Source organism: Curtobacterium flaccumfaciens, assembly GCF_013359815.1.
GTDB classification, from domain to species: domain Bacteria; phylum Actinomycetota; class Actinomycetes; order Actinomycetales; family Microbacteriaceae; genus Curtobacterium; species Curtobacterium flaccumfaciens.
Window position 1 is genome coordinate 35,743 of sequence record NZ_JABMCF010000037.1, and the last position, 13,779, is coordinate 49,521.

Annotated in this window: 12 protein-coding genes; 10 read left to right on the plus strand and 2 right to left on the minus strand. The window is 72.4% G+C overall.

The genetic code is table 11. The features are described from left to right. Positions 1-73 precede the first annotated feature (73 nt). Positions 74-1,087 carry an NAD(P)H-dependent glycerol-3-phosphate dehydrogenase gene (locus HP445_RS10515; RefSeq protein WP_031259730.1) on the plus strand — a complete coding sequence of 338 codons (1,014 nt, stop codon included), beginning with the start codon at positions 74-76 and terminating at the stop codon, positions 1,085-1,087. Positions 1,088-1,146: 59 nt separating this feature from the next. Continuing rightward, positions 1,147-2,229 carry a D-alanine--D-alanine ligase family protein gene (locus HP445_RS10520; RefSeq protein WP_128780088.1) on the plus strand — a complete coding sequence of 361 codons (1,083 nt, stop codon included), beginning with the start codon at positions 1,147-1,149 and terminating at the stop codon, positions 2,227-2,229. Between the two features lie 71 nt (positions 2,230-2,300). On the opposite strand, the gene HP445_RS10525 is transcribed toward HP445_RS10520, so the two are convergent. Further along, complete coding sequence (locus tag HP445_RS10525) at positions 2,301-2,786, minus strand: DUF3515 family protein (protein WP_128780087.1); 486 nt, start codon at positions 2,784-2,786, stop codon at positions 2,301-2,303. 24 nt (positions 2,787-2,810) lie between these two features. Here HP445_RS10525 and thiL point away from each other — a divergent pair, with 24 nt between their 5' ends. Further along, positions 2,811-3,806, plus strand: a complete 996-nt coding sequence (gene thiL, locus HP445_RS10530; RefSeq protein ID WP_128780086.1) for a thiamine-phosphate kinase — start codon at positions 2,811-2,813, stop codon at positions 3,804-3,806. Between the two features lie 27 nt (positions 3,807-3,833). Here thiL and HP445_RS10535 read toward each other — a convergent pair whose 3' ends face one another. Next, positions 3,834-4,394, minus strand: coding sequence for an RsmD family RNA methyltransferase (locus tag HP445_RS10535; protein WP_027465899.1), 561 nt, complete (start codon positions 4,392-4,394; stop codon positions 3,834-3,836). 97 nt (positions 4,395-4,491) lie between these two features. Between HP445_RS10535 and HP445_RS10540 the strand changes: the two genes are divergently transcribed. From HP445_RS10540 to HP445_RS10570, 7 genes are all read left to right on the plus strand, one after another. Then, complete coding sequence (locus HP445_RS10540; protein WP_241660370.1) at positions 4,492-6,720, plus strand: ATP-dependent DNA helicase RecG; 2,229 nt, start codon at positions 4,492-4,494, stop codon at positions 6,718-6,720. Positions 6,721-6,758: 38 nt separating this feature from the next. Then, positions 6,759-7,244, plus strand: a complete 486-nt coding sequence (gene coaD, locus HP445_RS10545) for a pantetheine-phosphate adenylyltransferase (RefSeq protein ID WP_128780084.1) — start codon at positions 6,759-6,761, stop codon at positions 7,242-7,244. Between the two features lie 130 nt (positions 7,245-7,374). Continuing rightward, entirely contained in the window at positions 7,375-7,947 is a 573-nt protein-coding gene (locus tag HP445_RS10550) for a YceD family protein (protein ID WP_071405664.1), read from the plus strand. A 55-nt stretch (positions 7,948-8,002) separates the two neighbouring features. Continuing rightward, entirely contained in the window at positions 8,003-8,206 is a 204-nt protein-coding gene (gene rpmF / locus HP445_RS10555; RefSeq protein WP_017888273.1) for a 50S ribosomal protein L32, read from the plus strand. Between the two features lie 13 nt (positions 8,207-8,219). Next, a complete protein-coding gene (rnc, locus tag HP445_RS10560) occupies positions 8,220-8,945 on the plus strand; it encodes a ribonuclease III (RefSeq protein ID WP_173034235.1) in 726 nt (241 codons plus the stop codon). A gap of 4 nt (positions 8,946-8,949) precedes the next feature. Further along, positions 8,950-9,921, plus strand: a complete 972-nt coding sequence (mutM, locus tag HP445_RS10565; RefSeq protein ID WP_128780083.1) for a bifunctional DNA-formamidopyrimidine glycosylase/DNA-(apurinic or apyrimidinic site) lyase — start codon at positions 8,950-8,952, stop codon at positions 9,919-9,921. Positions 9,922-9,952: 31 nt separating this feature from the next. Then, entirely contained in the window at positions 9,953-13,705 is a 3,753-nt protein-coding gene (locus HP445_RS10570) for an AAA family ATPase (protein ID WP_128780082.1), read from the plus strand. Positions 13,706-13,779 lie beyond the last annotated feature (74 nt).

Here is a 13,779-nt window from a genome sequence, read left to right on the forward strand (position 1 = left end):
ACCCCACGACGACCGACCCGACCCCGCCGCCGCGGCTCCGGGGGCCTTCGACACCGCCGCGATCCGGGTGGTCATGCAGTCGACCGACAAGCCCCGGGTGGCCGTGATCGGTGCCGGCAGCTGGGGTACCACGTTCGCGAAGGTGCTGGCCGAGGGCGGTGCCTCCACCGTGGTGTGGGCACGACGCCCCGAGGTCGCCCGCGAGATCACCGAGACCAAGCGCAACTCGGACTACCTGCCCGGCATCAACCTGCCCCGCACCCTGACCGCGTCGACGTCCCTCGAGCGCGTGCTCGACGGCGCCTCGCAGGTGTACGTCTCGGTGCCCTCGCAGACCCTGCGCTCCAACCTCGCCGCGATCCGCGAGCTGCTGCCGGCCGACGTGCCGGTCGTCAGCCTGATGAAGGGCGTCGAGAAGAGCACGGGCCTGCGGATGAGCGAGGTCCTGCTGCAGGGCCTCGGCATCGACCAGGACCGCATCGCCGTGGCCAGCGGCCCGAACCTGGCGCTCGAGATCGCCCGTCGGCAGCCGACCGCCGCCGTGGTGTCGTCGTCCTCGTTGGAGACCGCCACCGACGTCGCCGCCGTCGCGACGAACCCGTACTTCCGGTCGTTCATCAACACCGACGTCATCGGTACCGAGTTCGGCGGCGTGCTGAAGAACCTCATCGCCGTCGCGATCGGCATCGTCGACGGGGTCGGCTACGGCGAGAACACCAAGGCCTCGATCATCACGCGCGGCCTCGCCGAGATGACCGACTTCGCGGTGTCGCTCGGCGCGCAGTCGTCCACGCTGTCCGGGCTCGCGGGCCTCGGCGACCTCATCGCCACGTGCCAGTCGCCGCTGTCGCGGAACAACACCGCCGGGCGGTTGCTCGGCCAGGGCTACCGGTTCGACGAGGTCGTCCGCCAGATGAACCAGACGGCGGAGGGGCTGGCCTCGGTCGCCCCGATCCTCGAGCTGGCCGCGGCGAACGGCGTCGACATGCCCATCGTCAGCCAGGTCGGCGAGGTCCTCGCCGGTAGGCTCGATCCGCGCAACATCGCGCCGCACCTCACCGAGACCGACGAGCCGCAGGGCGAGTGACCGGTCCCGCACCGAGTCACGAAGGGACTCCCGTGCCCACGATCCCCGAGGGAACCCCCATGCCCAGGACAACCGTCGCCGTGCTCTTCGGCGGTCGCTCGAGCGAGCACGAGATCAGCTGCGTGACCGCCGGCGGCATCATGGACGTCGTCGACCGGGCCGAGTACGACCTCGTGCCGATCGGGATCACCCAGGACGGTGCCTTCACGCTGCAGTCGGACGACCCGGGGCAGTGGACGATCCGCGACGGCGCGCTGCCGACGGTGCCCGACAACGGCACGCGGATCGCGTTCCCGACCTCGCCGGCCACCAACGAACTCGTCGTGTCCCACCCCGACGGCACGGTCACCGCGATCCCGGTCGACGTGGTGTTCCCGATCCTGCACGGCCCCTTCGGCGAGGACGGCACGATCCAGGGCCTGCTCGAGATCGCCGGGCTGCCGTACGTCGGCGACGGCGTGCTCGCGAGCGCCCTGGCGATGGACAAGCACGTCGCCAAGGCCGTGCTCGAGCACGCCGGGCTGCGGGTCGCACCGTGGACCACGGTGCTCCGTCGGCAGTGGGCGGCCGACCCGGTGGACGTCGCCGAGACGATCGCCGCCCACGGCTGGCCGCTGTTCGTCAAGCCGGCCCGCGCCGGGTCGAGCATGGGCGTCTCGCGCGTCGACGAGCCCTCGCAGCTGGGTGCCGCCATGGACCTGGCGTTCGAGCACGACTCCAAGGTGATCGTCGAGCCCCGTGTGGTCGGCCGCGAGGTCGAGGTCGCCGTGCTCGAGGGCCGTGACGGTGTGCCGCGCACGAGCCTGCCGGGCGAGATCGTGGTGGCCGAGGACGGCTTCTACGACTTCGCCTCGAAGTACCTGGGCGGCGACGAGTCGCTGCTCTGCCCGGCACCGCTGACCGAGGAGCAGACCGACGAGATCCGCTCCATCGGAGCCCGCGCGTTCGAGGCCATCGGTGGTTCGGGGCTCGCCCGTGTCGACTGCTTCCTGACCGACGACGGTTTCGTCGTGAACGAGGTCAACACGATGCCGGGCTTCACGCCGCTGTCGATGTACCCGCGCTGCTGGGCGGCGTCGGGGGTTTCCTACGGCGAGCTGATCACGGAGCTCATCGAGCTGGGTCGCGCCGCCGTCCGCTGACCAGTTCGGTCAGCCCTGCACGTCGGCGGGGTCGAGGCACTGGTTGGGTTTGCGCTGCCCCGTCCGCTGGGTCAGCCCTGCACGTCGTCAGGGTCGAGGCACTCGTGCCCGTCCTTCGGCAGTGACGACACGGCGTCGGACAGCTCCTGCACGACCGATGACGTGGTCTTCGTCGAGTCGACCACGACCTGCACGGCCGGTGACCGACCGAACGTCGTGTAGACGACCTGGTCGCCGCGGTCGTCGCGGATCCAGTCGACGCCGCCCTGCGAGAAGCACGGCAGGTCGGACACGGTGGGGACGGCGACACCGCAGTGGTAGATCGCCACCTCGGGGTCGCCCCAGGCCGCTGTGGCCTGCGCGTTCGTGTTCCGCAGGTCGAACTTCGAGTCGACGGTCGCGGGCAGTCGGACCTGCACGGCCGCGCACGCCGCTGCGTTGGCCGACGGGGCGGCGGACATCGACACGGCGTTCGTGCACCCGGTCAGCCCGGCGGCGAGGGTGATCACGGCCCCCACGATCGCGAGGGTCCGAGGGGTGCGGCGCGCGGTGTCCATCGCCGTCCAGGCTACCGTTCTCGTGTGGATGCGACGGACGACGCCTGGGCCGGACCGACGGTGGGGGAGCTCGGCGAACTCGTCGTCCTCGACCGGATCACGAGCCGTCTGCCCGTGGGCACGCCGATCCTCGGCCCCGGTGACGACTGCGCCGTCGTCGCCGCTCCGGACGGCCGGTTCGTCGTCACGACCGACATGATGGTGCACGGTCCGGACTTCCGGTGGGCGTGGTCGTCGCCGACGGACATCGGGTGGAAGGCGGCCGCCACGAACCTCTCCGACGTCGCCGCGATGGGTGCCGTGCCGAGCGGCCTCGTGATCGCCCTCGCCGCGCCGCAGGACACCCCCGTCGCCGTCCTCGAGGGCATCGCCGACGGCTTCCGGCTCGCCGTCGACGCACTCGCGCCGGGGTGCGGGGTCGTCGGGGGAGACCTCTCCACGTCGGCGACGTTCACGGTGGCCGTCACCGCCTTCGGTGACCTGCTGGGCCGCGCGCCCGTGCTGCGGTCGGGCGCGGGCGTCGGTGACGTGCTCGCGGTGTCCGGCGAGCTCGGACGTGCCGCGCGCGGGCTGTCCCGGCTGTTCCGCGACGGCGTCGACGACCGGGGCGAGCCGGACCGCGCCGCGACGGTCGCGAGCGGCGCGGACGTCGACCCCGACGTCGGACGCCAGCGCCGCCCGGTGCCCCCGATCGCCGACGGGCCGCTCGCGGCCGGGGCCGGGGCCACCGCGATGCTCGACCTGTCCGACGGCCTGGCGATCGACGCCGGTCGGCTCGCCCGTGCCAGCCGGGTGACGCTCGAACTCGATGCCGCCACCGACCTCGACGAGGTCGCGCTGCACGGTGGCGAAGACCACGGACTGCTCGCCACGTTCCCGGCCGACGCGGTCCTGCCCGGGGGCTTCCGGCGCATCGGTGTCGTGCGGGAGCGCGGCGACGCGGACCTGCTGCGCGCCGGTGCCGCGGTGCCGACGACCGGCTGGGACCCCTACGCCGACTGGGACGGTGCCGCCGGCTGACCCGGCTGACCCGGCTTACCGGCTGCCTCAGCCGGCGGCGACGGCCTCCCACGCGACGGTCTCGCCGTAGCTGCGCTTGCTGAACGGCGCGAGCCCCGCCGGCCAGGTGGGCTCAGGGGAGCGCTTGCTCCGCTCCACCACCACGACGGCATCCGGCGTCAGCTTCGGCGCCAGGGCCTCGAGCACCTCGGCGAGCTCGTGCTCGGTGACGTCGTAGGGCGGGTCGATGAACACCAGGTCGAAGGTACGGACGGTCCCGCGCAGGTACCCGAGCACCGGCTGCGGCTGCACGTCGATCCGGACGCCCGGCACCCGCTGCTGCACGGCCTTCGCGTTCGCCCGGCAGGCCTGCGCGGCGGCGGACGCCCGGTCGACCAGGACCACCTCGGCCGCACCGCGGGACGCCGCCTCGAGCCCGAGCGCGCCCGTGCCCGCGTACAGGTCGGCCACCGACGTGGCCTCGACGAGCCCCCGTGCCTCGAGCGACGAGAACAGCGCCTCGCGCACGCGGTCGCTCGTCGGGCGGGTGCCGGACTTCGGCACCCGGAGCGTCAGGGAGCCGGCGGCGCCGGCGATGATGCGGGTCATGCAGCCACCGTATCGGCCCGACGGGTGCGGTCCGGTGTTCTCCACAGGCCGCTCGGGAGGCACGGGTGGGGTCGGTCGTGCCCGGTACCGTTGGAGCGTGGTCACCTCCGGAACCCCCGCTGCGCCGGCCGCGCCCGACCTCGGTCCGGCGCCGCTCGACGCGCGGCTCGCGAACGTGCTCGGCGGTCGGACGGCGACCGCGATCGAGAAGGCCTTCGGCTACCGCACGGTGGGGGAGTTCCTCGAGCACGCGCCCCGCCGCTACGCCGAGCGTGGGGCACTGACCGCCCTCGACTCGCTCGCGATCGGCGAACCGGTCACCATCGTGGCCGAGGTGGTCGACGTCCGTGAACGCACCATGCGCGCGCGCCGCGGCTCGATCCTCGAAGCGAAGATCGGCGACGGCAAGGGCCTGCTCACCCTCACGTTCTTCAACCAGGGGTGGCGCACGAAGGACCTCGTCCCCGGCGCGCGGGGCATCTTCTCCGGCAAGGTCAGCGACTACCGGGGTGCCCGGCAGCTCGCCCACCCCGACTACGAGCTGTTCGACCCCGACGACCCCCGCGCCACGGCGGAGCCCGGTTCCGACGAAGCGATCCGGTGGTCGCGCCAGCCGATCCCGATCTACCCGGCGACGGCCTCGCTCACGTCCTGGCAGATCGCGAAGTCCATCGGGATCGTCCTCGACACCCTGCCGGACCTGCCCGACCCGGTGCCGGCGTCCGCGCGGTCCCGGCTCGACCTCGTGCCGTTCCGCCGTGCCCTCGAGCTGCTGCACCGCCCCGAGAAGGTCGCGGACTTCAAGCGCGCGCAGGACGCCCTGCGCTACCGCGAGGCGTTCGTGCTGCAGACCGCCCTGGTGCAGCGCCGGATCGCGGCCCGTCGCACCGCTGCCACCCCGCGTGTGGCCGCCCCCGGTGGCATCCTCGAGCGCTTCGACGCCACCCTGCCCTTCACGCTGACGGACGACCAGCGGGCCGTCGGTGCCGACATCGACCAGGACCTCGCCCGCACCTGGCCCATGCACCGGTTGGTCCAGGGCGAGGTCGGGTCCGGTAAGACCCTCGTGGCGATCCGGGCGATGCTCACGGTGGCCGAGTCAGGCGGCCAGTCCGCGCTCATCGCCCCGACCGAGGTGCTGGCTGCCCAGCACCTGCGCTCCATCGTGAAGTTCCTCGGTCCGGACCTGGCCGCCGAGCTCCGACCGGTGATCCTGACCGGGTCGCAGTCCACCGACGAACGTCGCCGTGCCTTGCTCGCGGCGGTGTCGGGCAGCTCACGGCTGGTCGTCGGCACCCACGCGCTCCTGGGCGACCGGGTGGACTTCGCCGAGCTGGGGCTCGTGGTGGTCGACGAACAGCACCGCTTCGGTGTCGAGCAGCGCGAGGCCCTCCGCACCAAGGGCACGACCCCGCCGCACGTGCTCGTGCTCACCGCGACGCCGATCCCGCGCACCGTCGCGATGACGGTGTTCGGCGACCTCGACGTCTCGACCATCACGGGCATGCCGTCGGGGCGCGCCGGCGTCGAGACCTTCACGGTCCCGCTGGCGGAGCACCCCGGGTGGGAACCCCGGATCTGGTCCCGCATGGCCGAGGAACTGGCTAAGGGCCGCCAGGCGTTCGTCGTCTGCCCGGCCATCGACGACGCCCACACCGAGGACGACGGCGAGCCGGAGCCGGCCGAGGGCGAGGACGACACCCCGAAGCGTGCCCCGGCGACCGTGCTCGCCACCGCCGAGCGGATGCGCACCATGCCCGTGCTCGAAGGGCGCTCGATCGCGGTCCTGCACGGCCGGATGACCGCCGACGAGAAGGACCGCGTGATGACCTCCTTCGCCGCTGGCGACCTCGACGTGGTCGTGGCGACCACCGTGATCGAGGTCGGCGTCGACGTGCCGAACGCGGCGATGATGGCCGTCCTCGACGCCGACCGGTTCGGGGTCTCGCAGCTCCACCAGCTGCGCGGTCGCATCGGCCGCGGGCAGTGGGCCGGTGTCTGCCTGCTCGTCACCACGGCCGAGCTCGAGACGACCTCGCGCGAGCGCGTGGACGCCGTGGCCGCCTCGGACGACGGGTTCGAGCTCGCCCGGGTCGACCTCGAGCTCCGGCGCGAGGGCGACGTCCTGGGTGAACGGCAGTCCGGTGGGCGGTCCTCGCTCAACCTGCTCCGGGTGGTCGAGCACGCCGACCTCATCGTCGACGCGCGGGAAGAAGCGGAGCGCGTGCTCGAACCCGATCCCGAGCTCGAGGGGTCCCCGGCCCTCCGCGACGCCCTCGCCCGGCGTCTCGACGAGTCCGACGCGGCGTTCCTCGGCAAGAACTGACCCCGGGGCACAGCCTCGAGGGCGGTATCGTCGCTGCCATGGCGCAGATCGCGGTGGTCCCCGGTTCCTTCGACCCCGTCACCCTCGGGCACCTCGACGTCATCGGCCGCGCGGCCGGGCTCTTCGACGAGGTGCACGTCCTCGTGGTGCACAACCCCGACAAGAAGCCGGCGATGTTCGAGGCGGTCGACCGGGTGCGGCTCATCAGGGACTCGCTGGTCGAGGTCGGCGCGCCTGCGACGGTCACGGTGGGCGAGTGGACGTCCGGGCTGCTGGTCGACTACTGCCGGCAGGTCGGGGCGAAGGTCCTGGTGAAGGGCGTGCGGTCCGGCGAGGACGTCGCGTACGAGACGCCGATGGCCATCATGAACCGGCACCTGGCCGACGTCGAGACGGTGTTCCTGCTGCCCGAGGCGTCGCGGGCGCACGTGTCGAGCTCGCTGATCCGCCAGGTGTCGTCCCTCGGCGGTGACGTCACGCCCTACGTGCCGAAGACGGTCGCCGAAGCGCTCGCGGCCCGCTGAGCACACCCGCTGAGAACGCCCGCCCAGTCCGCCCAGCACGCGCACTGCGCCCCACCGCGTCCGGACACGCCTGTCCCCACCTCGACTCTCGGCCCCGATCGCGCTAGGCTTGTCGATCGTGTCTTCCCCCGTGAACAGCCCCTACGCCCTGCGCGTGCGCGACCTCGCGCACCGGCCGGGTGAGATGCGCGAGCACTCGCTCGACATCGAGGTGCCCGACGCGATGGGGGCCGGTCTGATCGGCGTCCGACAGGGTGCCGAACTGCACATCGACGTCAAGCTCGAAGGCCTGCACGAGGGCGTCCTCGTGTCCGGACACGCTTCGGCCGACGCCACGGGGGAGTGCTCGCGCTGCCTCATCGACATCAGCGAACCGATCGAGGTCGATTTCGCCGAGCTGTTCGCGTATGATGCCTCGGAGGATTTCGACTTCTTCGTTCGCGATGACCACGTGGACACCGAACAGGTCGTTCGAGATGCGGTGGTGCTGTCGCTGCCGTTCCAGCCGGTCTGCCGACCGGACTGCCCAGGACTCGACCCGGTGACGGGCGAGCGTCTGGCCGACCTCGGCGAGCAGCCCGCTCGTCAGGTGCTGGATCCCCGCTGGGCAGCGCTCAGCGCGATCGAGCTCGACGACAGCACCGACGGTGACACCACCGCACCGAAGACCACCGAGGGCGAGGAGCGGGCCGAGACCGAGTAGGTCCCGACACCGCCAGCCCCCGTACCGACCACCGACCAACCGAAAGAGATTCACCATGGCCGTTCCCAAGCGCAAGCAGTCCCGTGCGAACACGCACGCCCGTCGTTCGCAGTGGAAGGCCACGCCGATCCAGCTCGTGAAGACGATCGAGAACGGTCAGGTCACCTACAGCCTCCCGCACCGCGCGAAGGTCGTCGAGGACTCGGCCGGCACGCCCCTGTACATGGAGTACAAGGGCCGCAAGGTCGCCGACGTCTGATCGGACCGAACGCATGACGACAACGTCCGGCGCTGCGGGGTCTCGCCCCGCGGGGCCGGACGTCGTTCGTCTGCAGGGCATCCTCGGGGCCGACATCGACCTCGAGCTGCTCCAGCTCGCCCTGACGCACCGCTCCTACGCCTACGAGCACGGGGGCATCAAGCACAACGAGCGCCTCGAGTTCCTCGGGGACTCGATCCTCGGCCAGGCCGTGACTGTGAAGCTCTACCGGTCGTTCCCCGACCTCGACGAGGGTGACCTCGCCAAGCGTCGAGCGAGCCTGGTGTCGACCGTGGCGCTGGCCGAGATCGCCCGGATGATCGGGCTCGGCCGCTACCTGCGCCTCGGCAAGGGCGAGGAACAGACCGGCGGGCGCGACAAGTCGTCGATCCTGGCCGACACCGTCGAAGCCGTCATCGGCGCGACGTACCTGTCGGCAGGCCCCGACCCGGCCACCGAGCTCGTGCTCCGCCTGGTCGAACCGCTCATGATCGACCCGGACCGCTTCGGCGCCGCGATGGACCCGAAGACGAGCCTGCAGGAGCTCGCCTCGAGCCGCTCGCTCGGCAACCCGGCGTACCGCGTCACCGAGACCGGCCCGGACCACGACAAGACCTTCATGGCGACGGTCGTCCTGCAGGGCGAGGACATCGCCACCGGCACCGGGTCGAGCAAGAAGGCCGCCGAGATGGCCGCCGCGCTCGACGCCTGGACCCGGCTGTCCGGCCGAGCGGCCTGACCGCGTGCCCGAACTCCCCGAGGTCGAGGTCGTCCGCGCCGGCCTCGAACCCGCCGTCGGCGGCGCGCGGGTCCTGCACGTCGACGTGGTCGACGACCGTGCCCTCACCCGGCACGACGGCCCCGCCGAGGACTTCGCCGACCGACTGACCGGTCGCACGATCGCCGCTGCCGTCCGCCGGGGCAAGTTCCTCTGGATGCCGCTGCAGCCCGAGCACGACGGGGACCGCCCCGAGGCACTCGTCGCCCACCTCGGCATGAGCGGGCAGATCCTGCTCGGCCGTGGTCGACCGGCGGCCAAGCACCGTCGGATCCTCATCGACGTGCAGCCCGCGGGCACCGACCGCTCGGGTGCGGCGGAGCCCCCGGTGGAACTCGAGTTCGTCGACCAGCGCACGTTCGGCTCGATGGCGATCGACGCGATGGTGCCGACGATCGACGGTGCTCCGGCCGGGTTCGGCGGGCAGGTCGACGCGATCGACCCCGATGCCGTGTGGCGCCGGTGGGTGCCCGGGCAGGTGTCGCACATCGCCCGTGACCCGCTCGACCCCGCGTTCGACGACGACCGGTTCACCGCGATGGCCCGGAAGCGTTCGAGCGGCATCAAGCGGGTGCTGCTCGACCAGGGCGTCGTGAGCGGCATCGGCAACATCTACGCCGACGAGTCGCTCTGGGCCGCGAAGCTGCACTACGACCGCGCCGCCGACCGCCTCACCCGTGCCGACCTGCGACGCCTGCTCGACGAGGTCCGCGCCATCCTGCGCCGGGCGCTCGAGGACGGCGGCACGAGCTTCGATGCCCAGTACGTCAACGTCAACGGGCAGTCCGGGTACTTCTCGCAGCGCCTGAACGTCTACGGGCAGCAGGGGAAGCCGTGTCCACGCTGCGGCACGACGATCGTGCGCGAGGCCTTCATGAACCGGTCGAGCCACATCTGCCCCGTGTGCCAACCCCGTCCCCGCGCCCGCACGCGTTAGCCTGACGCCAACCAGAGCATCCGGAGACCGCATGTACTTGAAGAGCCTGACCATCAAGGGGTTCAAGTCCTTCGCGCAGCCGACGACGTTCGCGTTCGAGCCGGGCGTGACGTGCATCGTCGGCCCGAACGGCTCCGGCAAGTCGAACGTGGTGGACGCCCTGGCCTGGGTGATGGGGGAGCAGGGTGCGAAGACCCTGCGCGGCGGCAAGATGGAGGACGTCATCTTCGCCGGCACCTCGACCCGCGGTCCGCTCGGTCGGGCCCAGGTGCTGCTGACCATCGACAACAGCGACGGTCTGCTGCCGATCGAGTACTCCGAGGTGACGATCGCGCGCACGCTGTTCCGCAACGGTGGCAGCGAGTACGCCATCAACGGCGAGAACTGCCGGCTGCTCGACGTGCAGGAGCTGCTGAGCGACACCGGCCTCGGCCGTGAGATGCACGTCATCGTCGGGCAGGGGCAGCTCGACAAGGTGCTGCACGCCACCCCCGAGGACCGCCGCGGCTTCATCGAGGAGGCCGCGGGGATCCTGAAGCACCGTCGCCGCAAGGAGAAGACCCTCCGCAAGCTCGACGCGATGCAGACGAACCTGACCCGCCTGTCCGACCTGGCCGGTGAGATCCGGCGGCAGCTGAAGCCCCTCGGGCGCCAGGCCGAGGTCGCGCGCAAGGCCCAGTCGGTGGCCGCGGTCTTCCGCGACGCCAAGGCCCGAATCCTGGCCGACGACGTGGTGCGCCTGCGCCGCGAGCTGCACGACCACCAGGAGGTCGAGGCGGGCCGCAAGTCCGAGCGCATCGTCCTGACCGAGCGGCTCGACCAGACCCGGGTGCGCCAGCAGCACGTCGAGCAGAGCATGGTCGGCGACGACGTCGACCGTGCCCGCACCGTCGTGCACCGGCTCGAGAGCGTGCAGGAGCGCCTCCGTGGCCTGTCGAGCCTGGCGAACCAGCGCCTGATGTTCCTCGCGCAGCAGGCCGACGCCCCGCAGCAGGGGCCCACCGTCACCCAGGAGCAGGTCGCCGGGGTCCGTGCCGAGGCCGACCGCCTCGCCGCCCGCGCCGACGAGATGCAGGGCGGCTCGGCGACGACCGCCCGCGCGGTGCAGGACGCCCGCGCCGCGCTGGACACCCTCGACGAACGCATCGCCGCCCAGGCAGCCCGGGTCTCGCAGCACGACCTCGAGGCGCAGCGGCTCGCCAGCGCCGTCGACGTCGCCCGGTCGAAGCGCGGTTCCGCCGTCGCCGACCGCGAGCGCCGGGAGCGGGCTCTGGCCGAGGCAGGGGAGCGTGCCGAGCGTGCCGCGGCGGCCCTCGCCGAACTCGGTGTCGATCCGTCCGAGGGCGTCGACGAGACCGCGCTCGCGCAGACCCTGGAGCAGGCGCGCGCCGAGCTCGAACGGGCCCAGACCACGCGCGACGAGCAGCGCGACCGCCTCCACGCCCTCGAACGCGAGCGGGACGCCCTCGACGCCAGGGTCACCGCGCTCGGCATGTCGATCGAGGTCCGCGACGGTTCGCAGGCCCTGATCGACGCCGGTCGCGCGGGCATCGTCGGTCGCCTGGCCGACAGCCTGACGGTGTCGCCCGGGTTCGAGGCCGCGATCGCCACCGCGCTCGAGGGACTCGCCGACGCCGTCCTCGCCGACGACCGCGGTGCGGCGCTCGACGCGGTCGACCACGCCCGTGCTGCTGACCTCGGCCGGATCGACGTCGTCGTCGCGGATGCCGCAGCCGTCACCACCGCCCTGCCCGAGACCCTGCCGACCGGCGTCCGCCGTGCCACGGACCTGGTGCAGGGACCGCCGGCGCTCGCGTCGATCCTGCGGGACACGCTGGTCGCGGAGACCGACGACCTCGACCTGGAGGCGGTGCTCACGGCCGCCCCGCACGCCACGGTGGTCACGCGGTCCGGAGACCTCGTCCGCGCGGTCCGCGTGACCGGCGGCGGGGAGCGCGTGACCTCGCGCATCGAGCTCGTCGCGGAGCGCGACGACGCCGTGACGCGCCGCGACGCGATCGCGACCGACGCCGAGGACGCGGCCACGGGCCTCCAGGCCGCACGCAGTGCCGTCGAGGACGCACGCCGCCGTGCGGACGAGGCCGACGCAGCATCCCGCGCGTACACGCGGGCGAAGGCCGAGTACGACCGCACGAGTGCGTCGACGCGGGCGAAGGCGGAGAACGCCGCGGCCGAGGTCGAACGGCTGCGTGCCGCGCTGGCCGAGACCGACGGCGCCGTCGAGACCGCCGAGGCGGTGCTGGCCGAGGCCGAGTCGGCGCACCGGGCCTTCACCGAGCAGGAGCGTCCCGTGGTCGACGCGTCCGAGCGTCCCGCGCTGCAGGACGCGCTCGAAGCCGCACGTGCCGCCGAGGTCGAGCAGCGGATCCAGGTCGAGACCGTGCGCGAGCGGGTGCGCGCCGAACGGAACCGCGCCGACCAGCTCGAACGCCAGCTCGAGGCGGAGCGCGCCGCCGCCGAGGAGGCCGCGCGGCTCGCCGTCATCCGACGCGGCCAGATCCGGACCGCGGAAGCCGTGCTCGCCGACCTGCCCGGGGTGCTCGGTGCGGTCGACCGTTCGCTGGCCGAGGCCCGGGTGCAGCTGGCGACGGAAGAAGCCGAGCGGTCGAAGCGCAACACCGAGCTGCAGACCATCCGCAACGAGGAGCGCGAACTCCGGGACCGCCTGCAGACCATCACCGACGGCGTGCACTCGCTCGAGATGGAGATCTACGAGAAGAAGCTGCACGTGTCCGGCGTCCTCGACCGGGCGCAGAGCGAGCTCGGGCTGACGGAAGCAGTGCTGGTGGCCGAGTACGGGCCGCACGTCCCCGTGCCGGTCGACGTGCTCGTGGACCCGCGGGTGCGCGCGCGGAAGCACCGCGAGGCGGAGCGCGCAGCCGCGGCCGCCGCGGCCGAAGTCGCGGGCGTGACCGAGCCGGACCGCGCGGACACCGACACGGACGCGCACGCAGACGAAGACGCCGAGACGAGCAACGACGACATGGCCCTCGTCGACGCCGAGTCCACGCTGCCCGGCGGCCCCGCCCTGCCCGAGTTCGACACCACCGACGAGGTCGACCCCGCCGACGTCGGGACCGTGCCCTACGTCCGTGCCGAGCAGGAGCGCCGACTCAAGGCCGCCGAGCGCGACCTCGGACAGCTCGGCAAGGTGAACCCGCTCGCGCTCGAGGAGTTCCAGGCGCTCGAGCAGCGGCACGCGTTCCTCGCCGAGCAGCTCGAGGACCTGCAGAAGACCCGGACGGACCTGCTGACGATCATCGACGAGCTCGACACGAAGATGCAGACGATCTTCGAGTCCGCGTTCAACGACACGAAGGAAGCGTTCGACGTCATCTTCCCGATCCTGTTCCCGGGCGGCTCGGGGTCCATCAACCTGACCGACCCGACCGACCTGCTCGGCACCGGGATCGACGTGCAGGTGAAGCCCGCCGGCAAGAAGATCGACCGCCTGACCCTGCTGTCCGGCGGCGAGCGCTCCCTGGCGGCGGTGGCGCTCCTCGTCGCGATCTTCACCGCGCGGCCGTCGCCTTTCTACATCATGGACGAGGTCGAGGCGGCACTCGACGACGCCAACCTCGGCCGCCTGCTGACCGTGTTCGAGCGGCTCCGCGAGTCGTCCCAGCTCATCGTCATCACGCACCAGAAGCGGACGATGGAGATCGCCGACGCCCTGTACGGGGTGTCGATGCGGCAGGACGGCGTCTCCGCCGTCGTCGGGCAGCGGGTGCAGAAGCGCGAGCCGGCGGACGCGGTCGCGTAGGCGCCCTGGTCGCGACCACGACAGACGGGAGGCGCGGTGCCAGCTGGCACCGCGCCTCCCGTTCTGTCAGGTGC